This window comes from Mesorhizobium sp. M7A.F.Ca.CA.001.04.2.1 (assembly GCF_003998485.1).
Classification (GTDB): Bacteria; Pseudomonadota; Alphaproteobacteria; order Rhizobiales; family Rhizobiaceae; genus Mesorhizobium; species Mesorhizobium ciceri.
Genome location: NZ_RZQT01000074.1, coordinates 13460 through 30712, shown reverse-complemented (window position 1 = coordinate 30712; position 17253 = coordinate 13460). Strand labels below are relative to the sequence as shown.

The following is a 17253-nucleotide window of genomic DNA, read 5'->3' as shown; positions in this document are numbered from 1 at the left end:
CTTCAGGCCAGAGGCGCTTTCAACGCCGCCGCCGCCGGGCGACAGCAAAACCAACTCATAGCTGTCCGGGCGGCAGCGCTCCGCAATCTCGAAGACGGTTGTCGGCCCGGCCGCATCCAGAAGCTGGAAACCGGGGTGAACGACGACGGCAACGTGCCTGCGCATGGCAGTATTCGCCCGATTTATGTCATTTCGGACGAAACCTAACGCCGGTAGCCTCGTCGTCAAGCCATCTGGAGACCGCCAAAAGTCCTGGACGAAACGCTGCGCGCCATCGCTGCCCGCCATGGTGCCCGCACGGCAGACTTCGTCGCCATGCAACTCGGATATCCCCGGCCACGCGCATCGCCGTGACGTCGCGAGTCGACGGGCATCTGACCGGCTCGGGGGGACTTTTCACGGCAAGGGAGTGACTGATGAAAGCATTGATCGCCGGGGCCGGTATCGGCGGCCTCACCACTGCTCTGTTCCTGCATGAGGCAGGCATCGAGGTCGAACTTTTCGAGCGGGCCGACGACATCCGCGAACTTGGCGTCGGCATCAACATGCTGCCTCACGCTGTCAAGGCGCTGGCCGGGCTTGGGCTGATGCCGGCGCTCGACGCGGAGGGGGTGAGGACACGCGAGCTTGTCTACACCAACCGCTTCGGCCAGATCGTATGGCAGGAATTGCGGGGCATCGATGCCGGCTATGAGGTTCCGCAAATCAGCATTCATCGCGGCAGGCTGCTGGGGCTGATTCACCGGGCCGTGGTGAACAGGCTTGGCGGCGACGTCATCAGCACGGCAAGCCGTGTCGATGCCTTCGAACAGAACGAGGGCGAGGTCGTGGCGCATTTCCGCCGGCATGACGGCTCGCGTGGCGAGGCCCATGGCGACCTGCTCATAGGCGCCGACGGGATCCATTCCGCCGTCAGGGCCGTGCTCTATCCCGAAGAAGGGCCGCCGATCTGGAACGGCACGATGCTGTGGCGCGGCGCCACGCCGTGGCCGGTCTGGCGCGACGGGCGCACCATGGCGGTTGCCGGCGGCAATTTCGCCAAGTTCGTCTATTATCCGATCGAGCCGGATCGCGAAGAGACCAGGCTGACGAACTGGGCGGTAATGGCCAATACCGGCGATAGCGGCTCATCACCGCTGCGTCCCGGCGACTGGAGCCGCCCGGGCGTGATCGACGATGTGCTGCCCTTCGTGCGTGACCGGTTTCAGCTTGATTTTGTCGACCCCGCCTCGATCATCCAGGCAACGGATGGCTTCTACGAATATCCGAACTGCGACCGCGACCCGCTGCCACGATGGTCGTTCGGGCGGGTGACGCTGCTCGGCGATGCGGCGCATCCCATGTACCCGGTGGGGTCGAACGGAGCCAGCCAGGCAATACTCGACGCTGGTTGCCTTGCGATGCATCTGGCCGCAGGACCGACCGTCGAAGCCGCGCTAACACGGTATGACGGGGAGCGGCGGCCGGCCACATCGGCCATCGTGCTGGCCAATCGGCAAGGCGGGCCGGAAGCGGTCATAGACATGGTCGAGGCCCGGGCGCCGCATGGGTTTGATGACATCGACGCCGTCGCTTCGCGCGAAGAACGCAAGAGCGTGGTACGCGGCTATGCGTCCCTGGCCGGGTTTGCAAAACCGAGTTGATCGCGAGTGGCGCGTTTTGCAGCCTACAGGTTTGTCTCGGCGAAGATGCGTGAGGCCCAGTCGAGGAAGACGCGAAGGCGCGGCGAGAGCTGTCTGTTCTGCGGGTAGAGCGCCGACAGCGGCGTCGGCGATGGCGGATAATCAGCCAGCACCTCGACCAGCGTCCCATCGGCAAGATCCTTCTCGAAACGATAGCGCGGCGCCTGGATGAGGCCGAGGCCAAGCCGCGCCAGGTCGGCGGCGGTATCGGAATTGTTGGCGGTGACGCGGCCGGGCAGCCGCACCTCACGGATATTGCCGGCGACAGTGAATTCGAACGGAAGGGTCTCTCCGGTGCGCGACGAGACAAAGCCCACCGCCTGGTGACCGTCGAGCGCATCGGGGGAGGCGGGCGTGCCGTGGCGCTCGAGATAGGCGGGGCTGGCGCAGGTGATCTCGCGGATCATCGCGAGCCGCCGCATGATCATGCCGCTGTCGGGCGGCTCGCCGACGCGGATCACGCAGTCCACGCCTTCACGCACGAGATCGACCAGCCGGTCGCTCTGGCCGATCTGCAGGTCGATGCGGGGATAGCGGTCGAGAAACTCCGGCAGGCGCGGCAACAGGAATGTGCGGGTGAGCAGCGTGCTGGCGTCGATGCGCAGCAGGCCGAAAGGCTCGGCGTTGCGGAAGGCGGCCTCGGCATCCTCGATCTCGGCCAGGATCGACAGGCAGCGCCGATAGTAGGCTTCACCATCCTGGGTGGCGTTCACCTGCCGCGTCGTTCGTTCCAGCAGCCGCGCGCCGAGTTGCTCCTCCAGCCGCCGGATGGCTTCCGTCGCGGTTGAGCGCGGCAGGCCGAGATCGGCCGCGGCAGCGGTGAAGCTGCGCCGCTCCAGAACGCGAACAAAGAGCCGCATCGTGTCCAGCCGATCCATGCTCTTTGTTCGCAGTTCCCGAATAGTGATGTCAATGGGTGGATGATTATCCGGAATTCGGCTTGGCCTATATCCGTGTCACCAACAACGCGGAGAGACTTCGATGACAAATCAAACCAGAACCGCGATCGTGACCGGCGCCTCCAAAGGCATCGGCGCCGCCATCGCACAGCGGCTCGCCCGTGACGGCGTCGCCGTTGTCGTCAACTATGCACGGGGCCGCGCGGAGGCCGAAGAACTGGTCCGCGCGATCGAGACCGGCGGCGGCAGGGCGATCGCCGTGCAGGCCGATATCGCCAATCCGAACGGCATCGCCGTGCTGTTCGACGCCGGCGAGAAGGCGTTCGGCGGCATCGACATCCTCGTCAACAATGCCGGCATCATGAAGATTTCGCCGATCGCGCAGACCGACGATGCTTCGTTCGACACCCAGATCGCGATCAATCTCGGCGGCGTGTTTCGCGGCATGCGGGAAGGTGCGCGCCGGCTTCGCGACGGCGGCCGCATGATCAATTTTTCCAGCAGCGTCGTCGGTCTCTACCAGTCGGGCTACGGCGTTTACGCCGCCACAAAGGCGGGTGTCGAGGCGATGACCCACATCCTGGCCAAGGAGCTTGGCGCGCGCCGTGTCACCGTCAACGCGGTGGCGCCCGGACCGATCGAGACCGCGCTGTTCACGGACGGCAAGAGCGAGGCGCAGATCGAGGCCATCGGCAAGATGATCCCGCTCGGCCGGCTCGGCCAGCCCGACGACATTGCCGGGCTGGTCTCGTTCCTGGCCGGTCCGGACAGCTTCTGGGTCAACGGGCAAATCATCCGCGCCAATGGCGGCGTGGTCTGAGGCGGCAACCAGGCCGGCTTGGCTCTCCTGACTGCCTGACTTCCACACTCGAAAAGCTAAGGAAACATCATGCCATTCGCCAACATCAAGCTACCGCAAGCGGCCCTCTCCAAAGCGCAGAAGGAAGACCTCATCCATCGGACGACCGCGATGTTCGTCGACTTTTTCGGTGAGGGCGTACGCCCCTACACGATGGTGCTGGTCGAGGAGGTCGCCGACGGAGGCTATGGCCGGGCCGACGAAGTGTTCGTCGTGCCGGAAGTTTTTCGCGCGAAGGAGTAGTGCAGGGCTAGACCTCGAAGAGGTGCCTTTCACAAATTGAACCCTTGCCGCATCAGCCATCCTTCGTCGCACCGACCCAGTCGGCGGCCACTTCGGCACACAGCCAGTCGCGGAACGCCTTGATCTTTTTCTGGCGCAGCGCGCCGTCACGGTAGACGACGTAGTAGCGCGAGGCGGATTTCAGCGCGAGATCGAAGGGACGAACCAGCCACCCCGCAGCGAGGTCGGCCGAGACCAGCGCGCTTCGGCCGAGCAACACGCCTTCGCCATGCACCGCGGCTTCGACGGCGAAGGTGGCGGAATCGAAGCGCACGCCGCGCTTGGGATCGACATCGCCAACGCCTGCGTGTTGCAGCCATGTCGCCCAGTCGATGCGAAAGGCGTCATGGATCAGCTTGTGATGCCGGAGATCCCCGGGCTGGCGCAGCGGATGTTCGCCTTGCAGCAGTTCCGGGCTGCAGACCGGGAAGACCTCTTCGTCGGCGAGAAATTCCGCGGTCACGCCGGCATAGCCGCCCTTGCCGTAGCGGATGGCGATATCGATGCCGTCGCTGACGAAATCGGAAAGCACGCCCGAGGTCGACAGCCGCACGTCGATGTCGGCGTTGGCGCGGTGGAAGCGATGCAGCCTCGGCACCAGCCAGCGGCCGGCAAAACCGTCCGATGTGCTGACATTCAGGATGCCTGCCGTGCGGTCGGGCGTGGCGGCGATGGTGGCGGCGGCGATCTGGTCCAGCGCCGTCCTGACTTCCGATGCGTAGGCCGCGCCGACTGACGTCAGGCGCACGGACCTCGTTCCCCGATCGAAAAGTTGGATGCCCAGTCTGTCCTCGATGTTGCGGATGGCGCGGCTGACCGCGCCATGGGTTACGTTGAGCTCACCCGCCGCCTTGGAGAAGCTCAGATGCCTGGCGGCAGCCTCGAAGGCGGGCAGGGCAGTGAGGGGCGGCAGTCTGCGCGGCATGGTCCACCTGTGAGTGTTGCTCACAAATCATGCACAAAGAGTCGTTTGTCGTCCAGCCCGGAAATGTCCAATATATAGGGGTAGCAGCGGATATTGATCGGCTTTCCCATCTCGCCGCTGCGCTGAACGACCAGAAACAGTGTGAGCAATCGTCATGCTTGTCCCCTTGCGGACGGCGTCGGCACGCTTGCGCCTACTGAACCACAGGAGACGAACCATGAAACCGATTCTCGAATCCATCAGCGCCGCGACGAGCGGTCTTGCACTCAGAGCCTCTGCAGTCGTCGAGCGCCGCCGCATGCTGCGCCAAGTTTCACGCTCCTCGAACCATCGCTTGCACGACATCGGATTCGAGCGCGACTGGGACGGCTCCATCCTGCCCAACGGGAGGTCGATATGACCAGCACCCTGATCATCGGCGCGACGGGGCTGCTGGGCAGCGAGATGGCGAAGGCCAGCGCCCGCAATGGCGATCGCCTGCACGTTCTGGTTCGTGCGGCAACAGCCGGCGATGAAGAGCGGCTGCGTTCGCTGAAGGAGCTCGGCGCCGAAATCCACGTCGGCGATCTCGACGACTATGACAGCCTTGTCCGCGCCGCCGGTGCGGTGGACCGCGTCATCAGCTCGGTGCATGTGCATTCGGCCAGCGAGATGACGCTGGTGCGGGCGCTGAGGGATGCCGGCGTTTCCCGCTATGTGCCTTCCGCCGGCTTCGGCCTCGACTTCGCCGCCGCCGCCCCGGGCTCGATCCCGCCGCTCGATCTCAAGCGAGGCGTGTTCGACGCGATCAGGCAAGCCGATCTGCCCTACACGGTGATCTACACCAACGGCTTCTTTTCGACCTGGGTGGCGACGCTGGGCGATCTGATGCGCTTCGGCTCGTCGCCCTTGCCGCCCGATGAGGTGACGCTTTATGGCGGTGGCGATGTGCCGGCGACGTTTGTCAGCGAGAAGGACATCGCCGCCGTCACCTTGCGCGCGTTGAACGATCCCAAGGCCAACCGCAGCGAGATCCGCATCGCCCGAAACAAGATCACCCAGAACGAAATGATCGATCTGTGGCGCCGGGTGAGCGGCCGCTCGCCGCGCATCGTGCCTCAGAGTGCGGCGGAGCTTGAGGCGATGATCGCGTCAGCCCCCTGGCTTGGACTGCTGCGGGCATTCTGGATACGCGGCGAGACCGCGCTCGAGACGGCCACGCCGGAAGCCGGGGTGCTGTATCCGGAGCTGGCTTTCGAGACCATCGAGAGCGCCTTTGTTGCGATGGCGGACGCCGCTGGGCGGTAGGAACAGGAGCGCGGCGCTGAAGCTGACGTCGTCGGCGCGGCCGATGAATCCGGCTCGCGGCGTGAGCCGCCCGAGAAGGGCTGGTCTCACCCGTGCGGGCCTGTATCATGGTCATGTGAATTCCTGGGAGGAGGCTTGTGCATGCGGCTGAATCGGAATCTCTGTCAGTGGAGGGTTTGGGTCTTCATCGCCGCAATGGCGCTTTGGCCGCACGCGGCGCCGGCCGATAGCCTCACGCCCGAGCGCATCACTGCTGCCCTGTCGAAGCTCGAAGCGCTTGCCGAAGCCGCCGTCGCAGACGGTGCCGTACCCGGGCTCGCCATCGGCGTCGTGCGCGATGACGAGGTGATCTTCCTCAAGGGTTTTGGGCATCGCGAGGTCGGCAAGCCTGAGACCGTCGACGCCGACACGGTGTTCCAGATCGCCTCCCTTTCCAAGCCGGTTTCCGCCACCGTCGTAGCGGCGTTGGTTAGCGACAGGATCGTGTCCTGGGATTCGAAGATCGCCGATCTCGATCCGGCCTTCAGGTTGGCCGATCCTTATCCGGCAAGCCAGCTCACCGTCCGTGACCTGTTTTCGCATCGCAGCGGGCTTCCAGGCACCGCCGGAGACGACCTCGAGGACATTGGCTACGACCGCGTCGAGATCCTGCATCGCCTGCGGTTCGTGCCGCCATCGTCGAGCTTTCGGGCCGGGTATTCTTACAGCAATTTCGGATTGACAGAGGGTGCCGTGGCAGCCGCGACACCGACGGGAAAGCCCTGGGAGCAGGTCGCCGAGGAGAAGCTCTACCGTCCGCTGGGCATGGCCTCCACGAGTTCCCGCCATTCGGACTTCGTCAAGCGAACCAACCGCGCCGCGCTTCACGTCAAGGTCGATGGCGCCTGGGCAGCGAGGATAGAGCGCGATCCGGATGCGCAGGCGCCCGCCGGCGGCGTCAGCTCTACGGCACGTGACCTCTCGCAATGGGTGCGCCTCATCCTCCACAACGGCGTTTATGCCGGCAAGACACTGATTGCCGCCGATGCGCTAAGCCAGACGCATGTTCCGCTGATAGCGCGCGGCAACAACCCCGTCTCAGGCGGCGCATCGTTCTACGGCCTCGGCTGGAATGTCGAATTCGGCCGACACGGCCTGAGCTGGGGCCACGCCGGCGCTTTCAGCGTCGGCGCGCGTACCCTGGTGACAGTCTTCCCAAAGGAGAAGCTGGGCATAGTCATCGTCGCCAACGCCTTTCCGACTGGCCTGCCGGAGGGATTGTCCGACAGCTTCGCCGATCTCGTCTTCGACGGTAAGGTCGAGAAGGACTGGGTCAAGGCGTGGAATGATATCTATGCGGGCCTGTTCGGTCCGGCGGTCGCGGCGGCCAAGGCCGCCTACGCCGCGCCGCCGTCTCCGTCACGGCGAGCCGGGCCGGGCAGTGTCTATGCTGGCCGGTACGCCAACGACTTCATCGGCGACGCGATTGTGTCGAAAGCGGGAGACGACCTTGTACTCAAGGTGGGCCCGGCCGCCGGCCGGTCCTATTCATTGAGGCATTTCGACGGTGATCTTTTCCTGACCTTCCCCGACGCGGAGACGCCGGACAGCCCCTCGGGTGTAAGTTTCGTGGTCGGCGCTGACGGCAAGGCGTCGGCCATGACTGTAGGTTTTCTCGACGACAATCATCTCGGCACGCTGCAACGTGTGGGGGACTGACTTCCAAACCGACCGGTCCCGCCGGGAGTCAGGATGCCGGGCCGTATCGGAGCAGTTTGAAGCAATCGCCGTTGCCCGATTTCGTCTGTGCCAGCGAGGGCTTCGATCTGTCGATCCATTCCTGATGTGACCTCGCGTCGGCTTCGATCGCCTCGACCGGTGCAAGACTGACAAAGCTGCGTCCGTGGCTTAGAAGCCAGCACGCACGGCCGAGAAATCGCCTGCTGCGCTGGCGCAAGAGGTCGGCATCGTAGAAGATGTCGAGCACCTCGTGCTTGATCTTGCGCTCGGTTTCATGATTGGCGATCGCAACCTCGATCGGCTCGCCGCCGATCGCATCCTGCAGGTCCTTGTAGTCGAGGGTGAGTTGGGTGATGGCATATTTGATCTCGCTCTCGTCGCGCACGATGTCGAACCATAGCGTCGGATCGAGCTCGTTGACGACGAACGACGACTCGAAATCGCGCGACAGGTTGAGGATGTCGAAGTCCCGGATGTCGACGTCGCGCTCAACCAGCAGGATTTCGCGGATCTGCTTGCCAAGCTCCGCTCCCTGCGCGCCGATGGCGGCGTTGGTTCCACCAAGTTCGGGACTAACGTAGGCCCCGCCGTCATCCAGCAGCGCGTCGAATTCGCCAAGTGACTCGACGAGGGGAGCGCCGCGAGCGATGCGCGCCGCCAGCTTGGCCAGAACCTGCTGGAGATCCGTTTCGCGTCTGCGCTGGTCTTGGTAATTCTGCTGGAAAAAGAAGATGAACAGCGACACGCCGATGCCGATCAGGATCACGCCCAACTGCGAGAAGATGTTACGGTAGTATTCCAGCAGCTTTTCGCGATGACGCACGTCGTCGCGCACACTGTGGGCGACGCGCAGATTGACGATCAGCGACAGGATGAGCAGCCCAGTACCGACGAGGATGAGGCCGCCGATGAGCAGGTAACCATGGCCTGTGCTGAAATCCATTCGTTTTCCCTGAAGCCCAGACTGCGCAGAATAGTGCCATTTTGGCTAAATACCTACGGATTTGCAGGCGGTGGATTTGATGGCGGCGACCACCCCAGAAGGTTGACCCGCCTGGCCATCCGGCCGATAGCTCCGCCAGAAACTGCCCCGAGAACCCTGATGACTTCAGACACGAACCTCCACGATGCACGCTCCGCCGATCCTGACACCGCCTGGCAGGCGGACGTCCGCGCCGGGGTGCGCCACGTCCGCGACCTTGACCGCCTCCCGCTGTCGTCAGCCGAGCGCGCAGCCGCCCAGGCCGCGGCGGCGAACCACAAGGTGCGCGCGCCCAAAGCCTATCTCGACCTGATCGACTGGAACGACCCGGCTGATCCGATCCGGGCGCAGGTCATCCCCTCTCCGCAAGAACTGGAGGAGGTGGAAGGCGAACTCGACGATCCGATCGCCGACCATGACTTCAGCCCGGTGCCGCGCTTGACGCATCGCCATGCCGACCGGGTGCTGTTGTTCCCGACCTATCAATGCGCGGTCTATTGCCGGTTCTGCTTCCGCAAGGAATCTCTGACCTCGATCGGCAGGGGCTATACGCGCGAGGCGCTGGAGCCGGCGCTGGCCTATATCGCCAAGCATCCCGAAATCCGCGAGGTGATCCTGACCGGCGGCGATCCGCTGTCGCTGCCCGACAAGGCGCTGGCCGAAATCCGCGCGCGCATCGAAGCGATCGCGCATGTGCGGCTGCTGCGCCTCCACACGCGCGTTCCGGTGGCGCTGCCGTCGCGCATCACGCCGGGGCTGGTTGCGGCCCTGCAGGGCCGGCTGATGGTCACCATCGTCACCCATTTCAACCACGCGCGGGAAATCACTCACGCCACGGAAACCGCCTGCCGCACGCTGCGGCAAGCCGGCTTCGTGCTCCTCAACCAGAGCGTTCTGCTCAAAGGCGTCAACGACAGCGTCGAGGCGCTGGAGGAGCTCTGCCGCGAGCTGATGTATCGCCTCGGCGTCAAACCCTATTACCTGCACCATGGCGACCTCGCGCGCGGCATGGCGCACCGGCGCACGACGATTGCGCAGGGCCAGGCGCTGACCGAAGCGCTGCGGGCGCGGCTGTCGGGCATCTGCAACCCCGTCTATGTGCTCGACCTGCCGGAAGGCGGCGGCAAGGTGCCGATCGGGCCTTGCCATGTCGAGGGACGGGAGGGCGAGAACTGGCGGCTGCGCGGGCTGGATGGCGAGGTGAGGGCGTATACGGAGATCGTTGGCGAATAGGACTGCGCGCTAACCCCTGTCTTTCTCGACAAACGCCAGCACCACCACGCGCGGGGCAACGCAGTAGGCGAGCCTGGCCTTGCGGCCTGTCTTCGTCGTCGCGTGGCCTGCGTTCAGGTCGACGGTGATGTCCTCATAGCCCAGCACCTCGCGATCGAGCGGATAGACGGCCTTGTAGACGGCTTCCTTGGCGGCAAAAAGGATGCGGCCGGCAAGATGCCGGTCGGCTGCGTCGGTGCGGTCCGCGGGTGTTGTCACGAGCGCCAAAATATCATCCGGGAGAGGCTGCGCAGGCTCGACGTCGATGCCGAGCGAGGCGATATCGCCAACCGGTGCAACCGCCGCTACTGCCATGTCGTCGTCGTGCGCGAGCGAACCCATTATTCCCTCGGGCCAGACAGGCGCGCCGGACGGCGTGCGCAGGATGGCGGCGTCGCCGACGCCAAGCTCCGCCAGCAGTCCGTGCGCGATCCACCGGGCCGCGCCGCTGGCGCGCCGCATGCCAGGCTGGCGCGCGGGGATGGAATGCGCTTCCCCAGGCAGCAGATGGGCTTCATCGCCTTCGCGGATCCGGCGGCATCCGATCCGGACACCGCTCGGCGCGATCGCGGCCATAGCCTCCAGCAGGGTCGTTTCCTCCGATGAATTCGCAGCGGGCGGCGTCAACGATCGACCATCGGCAGGACGGCGATCATTTCTCCGTCCTCGTCGATGCCTTGCTCCACGAAGCCGGCTGCGCGATAGAGGTGGCGTGCGGCCTCGTTCTCGGGCTCGTAGCAGATCGAAACCTCCCTGATATGGTCGAGATTACCGATCTCGTCGAGCAAGGCGCGCAATGCGGCCTTGCCATAGCCTTTGCCCTGGTGGGCGCGGTCGATCATGAAGCGGTAGACCAGCGCCTCGTTGTCCGACGCATCGTACATCAGGAAACCGACGACACGGGTCCCAGCCATGATGGCGCGCGGCCGCGCGTCTTCGTCGGTTTCGGCTTCTTCGAGGGACTCCGAATTGCTGGCGACGAAATCCCTCTGCTCCGGAGCCAGTTCCAGGGCCGCGACCAGGGCGCGGTTGGCCCTGGTCACGGCAACGAGACGGATGTCCTCGGTGTTCAAGCCGATGCCTTGGCCGAGGACTCGGTGATCGGTTCGACGAAGCGATGCAGCTTGGCCGGGTTGCCGCGCCATATGGAGTTGGGCTCCAGCTCTTCGCCCTTCATGACGAAGGAGTCGACATCGACCACCGAGCCTTCGCCCATGACGACGCCGTAATGGACAAACGCGGAGGGTCCGAGCGTGCAGCCCTTGCCGATGCGGATGAAGTCGGACTTGAAGGCGCCTTCCTCCAGCGAATGGGCCTGGATGACGCAGCCCTCGTTGAGGGTGGCGTCGTCGCCGATCTCCACCAGCGAGCGTTCGGTCAGATTGCTGCCGCCGTCATAGACACGGCTGCCGATCTTGACGCCCAGCATGCGCAGGATCATCGGCCGGAACGGCGTGCCGGCGAACAGCCGCACGATCGGCGAATCCGCCAGCTTCCAGTGGCGTTCATGACGCCAGAACGCCACGTCATAGATCGTCGTCATCTGCGGCTTCAGCCTGCCGAAAGCAAGACTTGCCCGTTCCACGAAGATGTAGAACGGAATGGTGATCGCCGAGGTCAGGAGCACGGCGACGAACAGTGCGACTTCAGCCCATTCGGTGTAGTAGTTCAGCGCCCGGTCCCAGATCGCCAGCGTGGCGAACAGCATGACCCATTGCGTTGCCACGAACAGCAGGATCGTCACCAGATTGTGGCGGTTCTTCAACGGGATGCGCCGGCGCCGGTCGTCCTCGTCGATGCCGGCGATGAGTTCCTTGTCGCGGTTCACCATGCGCGGGATTTCAAAGGCAGGCGAACCCAAGAGCCCGACATTCTCGCGCAGCGGCCCGTCGATGGGGACCATCACCTTGGTGCCGAGCAGGACGTTGTCGCCGGTGCGGCCGTCCGGCGGATAGTAGATGTTGTTGCCGAGATAGTTGCGCTCGCCGATTCTCGTCGGCTCGAGCCTGAAGGCGGCGGCGGATTTGTGCATGTTGATCATGAACAGCCCGTCCGACACCATGGTCTCGGTGCCGATCTCGCACAGAAGCGGGTTTTCGTGCTGCTGGTTGGAGCCGAAATTGGAGCCGGTCTGCACCACCTTGTTGAGGTTCCAGCCGATCGCTCGCATGTAGTGCACGATGGCCGAGCTGTCGCCGGCCAGCAGCCCGAGCACGCGGGAATTGCTGGAGAATTCAGCGACGGTCTGCAGCCAGTAGCGGAAGCCGTACAGCGTGTAGGTGCGGCCGGGCTTCAACAGCAGGCTGACCAGGCGCGGCACCAGCGTCGCCGCCAGGAAGGATGCGGCCATGTAGCCGAACAGCGTGACCGTGGTGCCGATCGCGACGACGCCGATGGTTTCCTGGTAGTCGTCGCCGACATTTTCCCAATAGCTGTGGAATAGCAGCGGCAAGGGGGTGACGATGGCAAACAGGCCGATCAGTTGAACCGCTTCGAACAGGAAGCGCCGGATGTTGGACGGATCGACATTGCGCACCTTGCAATAGTCGGCCGTGGTCGGCACGGCCGGCGAGCCATGCCAGCGTTCGCCGTCGGGGATGCTTTGGCCGCGGTGCAGCGAGGACGAATGGCCGAGCTGGGCGCCGTCGCCGATCCTGGTGTCGATGTCGAGCGTCGAGCCGACGCCGACAAAGGCGTCGCGGCCAATGGTCAGCGGCCCGGTGTGGATGTAGCCGGACTGCGCCCGGAAGCCGAGGATCATCGATTCCTTGCGCAGGATGGTGTTGGCGCCGATCGAGATGAGATCCGTGCAGACGGGCACGGATTTCGATTCGATGACGGCGTTCTTGCCGAGCCTGGTGCCGAGAAGCTGCAGGTAGATGCTGTAGAGCGGGCTGCCGCGGAACAGCACGACGGGCGCGGTGCGGATCAACGTCTTGACCACCCAGAAGCGGAAGTAACGCACGCCCCAGATGGGAAACGCCTCCGCCTTCCAGCGGCCGACCAGCACCCATTTGGCGAGGACGGCAAAGCCCGACATGCCGAAGAACACGGCGGCCGAAAGCGCCACGCACCTGATGTAGAGCTGCAGCGGATCGTCGAGCGCGTCGTACATCCAGTTGAGGCCGCCATTGATCGCCCACAGGGCGCCATAGCTGTAGAGCCCGTAGAACATCAGCTGTGCGGCGCCGCAGGTCCAATAGGCAAGATTGGAGGCCCGCCGCGTGAGGACGGGCTCGTTGGTGGCCGTCGTCATCTCGTCCGCTACGCCCAGATGCAGCGCCAGCCGCGCCACGGTCGGGTGGAGGTAGATGTCGCGCATGGACGCCGTCGCCCATTCCTTCCTGGTGCGCACACGGGCGCAGAAATGCGCCATCAGCAGCGAGTTGGCGCCGAGATCGTCGAAGAAATTGTCCTCGACGGACACTTCGTCGAATTTCAGCACTGCGGCCAGCGCGTCGGCCAGGAAACGCTCGTCGTCATTGGCGGGCGCGACCATGGCGCGATCGCCCGAAAGCCGCACGCTTGTCGGCTTCGGCAGCTGGCGCAAATCCACCTTGTTGGAAACCGTCATCGGGATCGCCGGCAGCTCCTCGAGATAGGAGGGCACCATGTAGTCCGGCAGCCGCCGCTTCATCATCCTGGCGAGGTCCGCGCGCGAGATCGCCGTCTGGCCGGCCTTGGCTGCGAAATAGGCGACGAGTTCGACGCGGCCGGGCTCGATCTCCCAGGTGGTGACGGCGGCTTGCGCGATCTCGGGCTGGTCGAGCAGCACCGCCTCGATCTCGCCGAGCTCGATGCGGTAGCCGCGGATCTTCACCTGGGTGTCGATGCGGCCGTTATACTCGATCTCGCCTTGGTCGTTGATGCGGCCAAGGTCGCCGGTGCGGTAGATGCGCTTCGACGGGTTGTTCGGCAGGCCGACGAAATCGGCGATGAATTTCTGTTCGGTCAGGTCGGGCCGGTTGAGATAGCCGACCGCGAGCCCGATGCCGGCGATGCCGATCTCGCCCAGTTCGCCCGGCTCGGCAAGCTGCGGCAGCGAAGCGTCGAGGATGACGATCGAGTAGGTCGGCAGCGGCGCGCCGATGGTGACGGGACTGTCCGGCGTCAGCGCGCCCATGGTGGCGGTGACGGTCGCCTCGGTCGGGCCATAGGTGTTCAGGATCTGCCGCCCCGGCTTCGACCAGCGCACCACCAGATTGTGCGGACAGGCCTCGCCGCCGACCAGCAGCGTGCGCAGGCTGGGCACATCCGATGTCATCGACGACAGCAGCGTCGGGCTGCAGGCGATGCAGGTGATGTCATGGAGCCGCAGGAAATCGGCGAGTTCCTCGCCCACCAGCGGCATCTGGCCGGGTGCCGGCACCACGGTTGCGCCGGCGACGAACGGCACCCAGATCTCTTCGGAGGAAAAGTCGAAGGCGATGGTCATGCCCTGGTAGACGCGGTCGCCCGGCCGGTAGCCGTAGGAGGCGGCGGCGACGCGGATGAAATTGACGAAACTCTGGTGCTTGATGACGACGCCCTTGGGCTTGCCGGTGGTGCCCGACGTGTAGAGGATGTAGCAGGTGTCGTCCGCTGAAGCGGCCTTCGCATGCGGCTGCAGCGGCGCGTCGGACTGTCTGGAGATTTCGGCAGCAGTGCTGTCGATCAGCAGATGCGGGACCGGCAGTTGACCGGCGCGCGACGCATAGGCGGCGATGGTGACGATCAGGCTGACGCCGGCATCTTCGATGATGAGCGCCATCCGCTCCTCGGGGAATGCGGTCGCCAGCGGCACGAAGGCAGCGCCCGCCTTCATCACGGCGAGCAGCGCGACATAGGTCTCCGCCGAGCGGTCGAGGATGAGCCCGATGCGGTCGCCCGGCCGCACGCCGCGCTTGACCAGCAAGCGGGCGAACTGGTTGGCCCGCCTGTCCAGCTCACGATAGGTCCAGACACGCCCATCGGAGATCACCGCCGGCAGCGCTGCGAACATTTCGGCGAGCTGTTCGAAGACCGTGTCGAGCCGCTCGCCGGGCAGGCCATGGCGGGCAAAGTCCGCGCCCGTCAGGATTTGCCCGCGCCTGGCTGTCGCGGGAGCCGTTTTTACCAGCGCAGCGACACCCGCCGGGCCGCTTTCCAGCCCCGATCGTTCCGCGTCCAGTTCGGCGATATCGACACCGTGATCCATTTCCATACTTTCCCGTCCAGGCCGGGCGTTGCCCGGCACGGCCATTTTTCCCAGTTGTTGTGGGACGCTTATGCCATCCGATCTTTTCGGCAGTTTTTCCGAACTGTTGAATATTGTTTCTGAACTGTGTCTGGGCGGGGTTTCGAGCCTCCCTTGGCGGCTGCGCCCGGCGGCAACGCCGGCGCGCGCGCCAGCGTTTTTCTGGAACCAGCCTTGAGGCCCCGCATTCTATGAGCAGGGACTGAAGGAGCGTGTCGTGAAAGCGGTTTTGGGACTGGTCTGCGGCTTCGTGCTGACCCTTGCGGTCTTCGGCAGCGGACTGGGCTTCGCCGCCTGGCTGCTTGCCGCAAAGCCGCCGCGCCAGGCAACGGCCACCGTCAGCGTGGCGGAGCTGTGGACCAAGAAGGCGCGGCCGGTGAACAAAGCCGGGCAGGGCCTCGAACGCCTGCCGGCCGCCCAGCCGGCGCCGCCCGACATCCCCGCCAAACCGCAGGAAACACCGCCCGACCCGACGGTCACCGGCGCCATCGCGCCCAAGGCAGCCGACCTGCCGCGTCCGCATCTCGCCTGGTGCGCCAGCCGCTATCGCTCCTACCATCCGGACGACAACAGCTATCTTTCCTACAGCGGGCAGCTGCGCCCCTGCATCTCGCCCTATCTCGAAGCCGCCGGTCAGGCCGGCCAGCCGGCCGCCGGCGATGGCGTGGAAAACGGCGCTGGCCTTGGCGTCTACCTTGCCGACGATGACGGCGAAGCGCTTTCGGCCGACCATGTCGATTCCTGCTTCAACCGCTACCGCTCCTACCGCCCGGAAGACAACAGCTACCAGCCATACTCCGGTGGCCCGAGACGGCAATGCCAGTAGCCCCCGCGCACCGCCGGCATGGCGATCCGATCGCGCGGATTTTCCGGAGCGTCCGCATTGGCGCGGCGTTCAACCCTGACCCCAAGGAGGACTGACCATGAGCGACGACCGGGACGACAGAATTCGTGAGCGCGCCTACCAGATCTGGGAACGGGAAGGCCGCATGCAGGGCGACCCCGAGCGGCACTGGCACCAGGCCGAGGCCGAGATCGACCGCGAGGGAGCCCTGCCGCTGACGGCGGACGATGCGCAAACCGGCGAGATCGCCAGCTCCGACGTGCTGGAGGTCGAGGCGCTGGCGGTGCGCACCGGCATCTCCGGCGACGAGGCACAGGAACTGCTCGACCGCCTGGGCAACGACCGCGCCGCGGTCGAGCAAGCCGCGCGCAGCCTCAAGGCCAAAGGGCGTCGAAACCCCGATGAGGGACTGGCGAAATAATCGGAGGACGAAAAATGCCGGCCAGGCTGCGACGGCTGATCGGCACGAAAAGCCCGCGCCTCTGGCGGAGGACGCGGGCCGATCGGAGGGCCGATCTTCGGCAGGCGATGGAGGGCACCACCTGCCGCATCCACTAACAATTAGCTTTGGCTAATGTTCCGTCAAGTTGGATCTGAATTTACTGCGTTGGAATGTCGGCTGCCACCGCAATTGCGCCGCTAACTTCGTGGCCGGGATGCATGTGTCCGGACAGGGAGCTTGTGTCGATGGGATAGGAATTTTTTCTTGACGGGTGAGGGCAGCTATGCTACATTTTTGCCTATGGTGCTGAGTTGCGCCAGTGACCCGTCGCCCAGGCGGGTTTTTGCGTTTTGGCCGGCGCTCGCCGAATTTCGACGTTGCCAGAAAGCGCCGACGCCAAAGCTGCCAATCTCCCCACTTGTGGGGGAGATGGCCGGCAGGCCAGAGGGGGGCGCCGCAGAGTGCCGCCTTCGAACGGGTGGATCATTTGGATCGGAACGGCGTTGATCCCTGACACAACCGGGGAATGAGCATGGCGACAAGGCGCAGGCGCTGGTCGGCAGGCCGGGCCGCCCGGCAAGCGGAAACCTTGATCAGGGCCAATCCTAGCCAGGGAGAGCGAGATGATCCGAAAACTCAAGGACGGCAAATACCGGCTGTATTCGCGCAAGAAGGACGACAAGACCGGCAAGCGGCGCAACCTCGGAACGTTCGATACGCGCGAGGCGGCGGAGAAGCACGAGAAGGAGGTGCAGTATTTCAAGCGGCATTGAGAGGCGGCCTTTGGCTGTCGCGATGGTGACTCACCAAACGCCAATGCGGCCGGCGCTGAATACAGCCGTCAC

The 17253-nt window shown here is 64.8% G+C and carries 17 protein-coding genes; 11 read left to right on the top strand and 6 right to left on the bottom strand.

The window, feature by feature from the left end; genetic code table 11:
* On the top strand, positions 1-207 hold a 207-nt coding region (locus tag EN955_RS34870), incomplete at its 5' end, for a hypothetical protein (RefSeq protein WP_164753056.1).
* Between the two features lie 209 nt (positions 208-416).
* Positions 417-1643, top strand: a complete 1227-nt coding sequence (locus tag EN955_RS22070) for a flavin-dependent oxidoreductase (RefSeq protein ID WP_024501707.1) — start codon at positions 417-419, stop codon at positions 1641-1643.
* A 23-nt stretch (positions 1644-1666) separates the two neighbouring features.
* Here EN955_RS22070 and EN955_RS22065 read toward each other — a convergent pair whose 3' ends face one another.
* Positions 1667-2560: a LysR family transcriptional regulator gene (locus EN955_RS22065; RefSeq protein WP_024501706.1), complete on the bottom strand. Its 894-nt coding sequence runs from the start codon at positions 2558-2560 to the stop codon at positions 1667-1669.
* A gap of 103 nt (positions 2561-2663) precedes the next feature.
* Between EN955_RS22065 and EN955_RS22060 the strand changes: the two genes are divergently transcribed.
* The gene (locus tag EN955_RS22060) at positions 2664-3401 is read left to right on the top strand and encodes an SDR family oxidoreductase (protein WP_024501705.1); all 738 of its coding nucleotides are present in this window, start codon (positions 2664-2666) and stop codon (positions 3399-3401) included.
* Between the two features lie 69 nt (positions 3402-3470).
* Positions 3471-3683: a 4-oxalocrotonate tautomerase family protein gene (locus EN955_RS22055; protein WP_013530653.1), complete on the top strand. Its 213-nt coding sequence runs from the start codon at positions 3471-3473 to the stop codon at positions 3681-3683.
* A gap of 52 nt (positions 3684-3735) precedes the next feature.
* Here the strand turns inward: EN955_RS22055 and gcvA are convergent, their stop codons facing one another.
* Entirely contained in the window at positions 3736-4647 is a 912-nt protein-coding gene (gene gcvA / locus EN955_RS22050; protein WP_024501704.1) for a transcriptional regulator GcvA, read from the bottom strand.
* Between the two features lie 217 nt (positions 4648-4864).
* On the opposite strand from gcvA, the gene EN955_RS22045 reads away from it, so the two are divergent.
* The 3 genes from EN955_RS22045 (at position 4865) to EN955_RS22035 (ending at position 7632) form a co-directional block, all read left to right on the top strand.
* Positions 4865-5047, top strand: coding sequence for a hypothetical protein (locus tag EN955_RS22045; RefSeq protein ID WP_024501703.1), 183 nt, complete (start codon positions 4865-4867; stop codon positions 5045-5047).
* A complete protein-coding gene (locus EN955_RS22040; RefSeq protein WP_024501702.1) occupies positions 5044-5934 on the top strand; it encodes an NmrA family NAD(P)-binding protein in 891 nt (296 codons plus the stop codon). The genes EN955_RS22045 and EN955_RS22040 overlap by 4 nt, the downstream gene beginning before the upstream one ends.
* A 141-nt stretch (positions 5935-6075) precedes the next feature.
* A complete protein-coding gene (locus tag EN955_RS22035; protein ID WP_024501701.1) occupies positions 6076-7632 on the top strand; it encodes a serine hydrolase in 1557 nt (518 codons plus the stop codon).
* Between the two features lie 28 nt (positions 7633-7660).
* Here the strand turns inward: EN955_RS22035 and EN955_RS22030 are convergent, their stop codons facing one another.
* Positions 7661-8596 (bottom strand): hypothetical protein, encoded by a 936-nt coding sequence (locus EN955_RS22030; protein ID WP_024501700.1) that lies wholly within the window; start codon positions 8594-8596, stop codon positions 7661-7663.
* A gap of 159 nt (positions 8597-8755) precedes the next feature.
* Between EN955_RS22030 and EN955_RS22025 the strand changes: the two genes are divergently transcribed.
* A complete protein-coding gene (locus EN955_RS22025) occupies positions 8756-9868 on the top strand; it encodes a KamA family radical SAM protein (RefSeq protein WP_024501699.1) in 1113 nt (370 codons plus the stop codon).
* A gap of 9 nt (positions 9869-9877) precedes the next feature.
* Here EN955_RS22025 and EN955_RS22020 read toward each other — a convergent pair whose 3' ends face one another.
* From EN955_RS22020 to EN955_RS22010, 3 genes are read right to left on the bottom strand one after another with little or no spacing between them, the layout of a single operon-like run.
* On the bottom strand, positions 9878-10483 hold the full coding sequence (locus EN955_RS22020; protein WP_050580410.1) for a 4'-phosphopantetheinyl transferase superfamily protein: 606 nt from the start codon (positions 10481-10483) through the stop codon (positions 9878-9880).
* Positions 10484-10530: 47 nt separating this feature from the next.
* Positions 10531-10980, bottom strand: a complete 450-nt coding sequence (locus tag EN955_RS22015; protein WP_024501697.1) for a GNAT family N-acetyltransferase — start codon at positions 10978-10980, stop codon at positions 10531-10533.
* On the bottom strand, positions 10977-15089 hold the full coding sequence (locus EN955_RS22010; protein WP_032898612.1) for a Pls/PosA family non-ribosomal peptide synthetase: 4113 nt from the start codon (positions 15087-15089) through the stop codon (positions 10977-10979). The genes EN955_RS22015 and EN955_RS22010 overlap by 4 nt, the downstream gene beginning before the upstream one ends.
* Before the next feature lie 250 nt (positions 15090-15339).
* On the opposite strand from EN955_RS22010, the gene EN955_RS22005 reads away from it, so the two are divergent.
* The 3 genes from EN955_RS22005 to EN955_RS21995 all read left to right on the top strand — a co-directional run bounded on the left by EN955_RS22005 (position 15340) and on the right by EN955_RS21995 (position 17181).
* Positions 15340-15948, top strand: coding sequence for a BA14K family protein (locus EN955_RS22005; protein ID WP_024501695.1), 609 nt, complete (start codon positions 15340-15342; stop codon positions 15946-15948).
* Positions 15949-16045: 97 nt separating this feature from the next.
* Complete coding sequence (locus EN955_RS22000; RefSeq protein ID WP_024501694.1) at positions 16046-16387, top strand: DUF2934 domain-containing protein; 342 nt, start codon at positions 16046-16048, stop codon at positions 16385-16387.
* Between the two features lie 644 nt (positions 16388-17031).
* Positions 17032-17181 carry a hypothetical protein gene (locus tag EN955_RS21995; RefSeq protein WP_086081318.1) on the top strand — a complete coding sequence of 50 codons (150 nt, stop codon included), beginning with the start codon at positions 17032-17034 and terminating at the stop codon, positions 17179-17181.
* Positions 17182-17253 lie beyond the last annotated feature (72 nt).

Coding starts and splice junctions, on each gene's coding strand:
- EN955_RS22070 (WP_024501707.1), top strand. CDS start 417: ATGAAAGCATTGATCGCCGGGGCCGGTATCGGCGGCCTCACCACTGCT.
- EN955_RS22065 (WP_024501706.1), bottom strand. CDS start 2,560: ATGGATCGGCTGGACACGATGCGGCTCTTTGTTCGCGTTCTGGAGCGG.
- EN955_RS22060 (WP_024501705.1), top strand. CDS start 2,664: ATGACAAATCAAACCAGAACCGCGATCGTGACCGGCGCCTCCAAAGGC.
- EN955_RS22055 (WP_013530653.1), top strand. CDS start 3,471: ATGCCATTCGCCAACATCAAGCTACCGCAAGCGGCCCTCTCCAAAGCG.
- gcvA (WP_024501704.1), bottom strand. CDS start 4,647: ATGCCGCGCAGACTGCCGCCCCTCACTGCCCTGCCCGCCTTCGAGGCT.
- EN955_RS22045 (WP_024501703.1), top strand. CDS start 4,865: ATGAAACCGATTCTCGAATCCATCAGCGCCGCGACGAGCGGTCTTGCA.
- EN955_RS22040 (WP_024501702.1), top strand. CDS start 5,044: ATGACCAGCACCCTGATCATCGGCGCGACGGGGCTGCTGGGCAGCGAG.
- EN955_RS22035 (WP_024501701.1), top strand. CDS start 6,076: ATGCGGCTGAATCGGAATCTCTGTCAGTGGAGGGTTTGGGTCTTCATC.
- EN955_RS22030 (WP_024501700.1), bottom strand. CDS start 8,596: ATGGATTTCAGCACAGGCCATGGTTACCTGCTCATCGGCGGCCTCATC.
- EN955_RS22025 (WP_024501699.1), top strand. CDS start 8,756: ATGACTTCAGACACGAACCTCCACGATGCACGCTCCGCCGATCCTGAC.
- EN955_RS22020 (WP_050580410.1), bottom strand. CDS start 10,483: ATGGCCGCGATCGCGCCGAGCGGTGTCCGGATCGGATGCCGCCGGATC.
- EN955_RS22010 (WP_032898612.1), bottom strand. CDS start 15,089: ATGGAAATGGATCACGGTGTCGATATCGCCGAACTGGACGCGGAACGA.
- EN955_RS22000 (WP_024501694.1), top strand. CDS start 16,046: ATGAGCGACGACCGGGACGACAGAATTCGTGAGCGCGCCTACCAGATC.
- EN955_RS21995 (WP_086081318.1), top strand. CDS start 17,032: ATGATCCGAAAACTCAAGGACGGCAAATACCGGCTGTATTCGCGCAAG.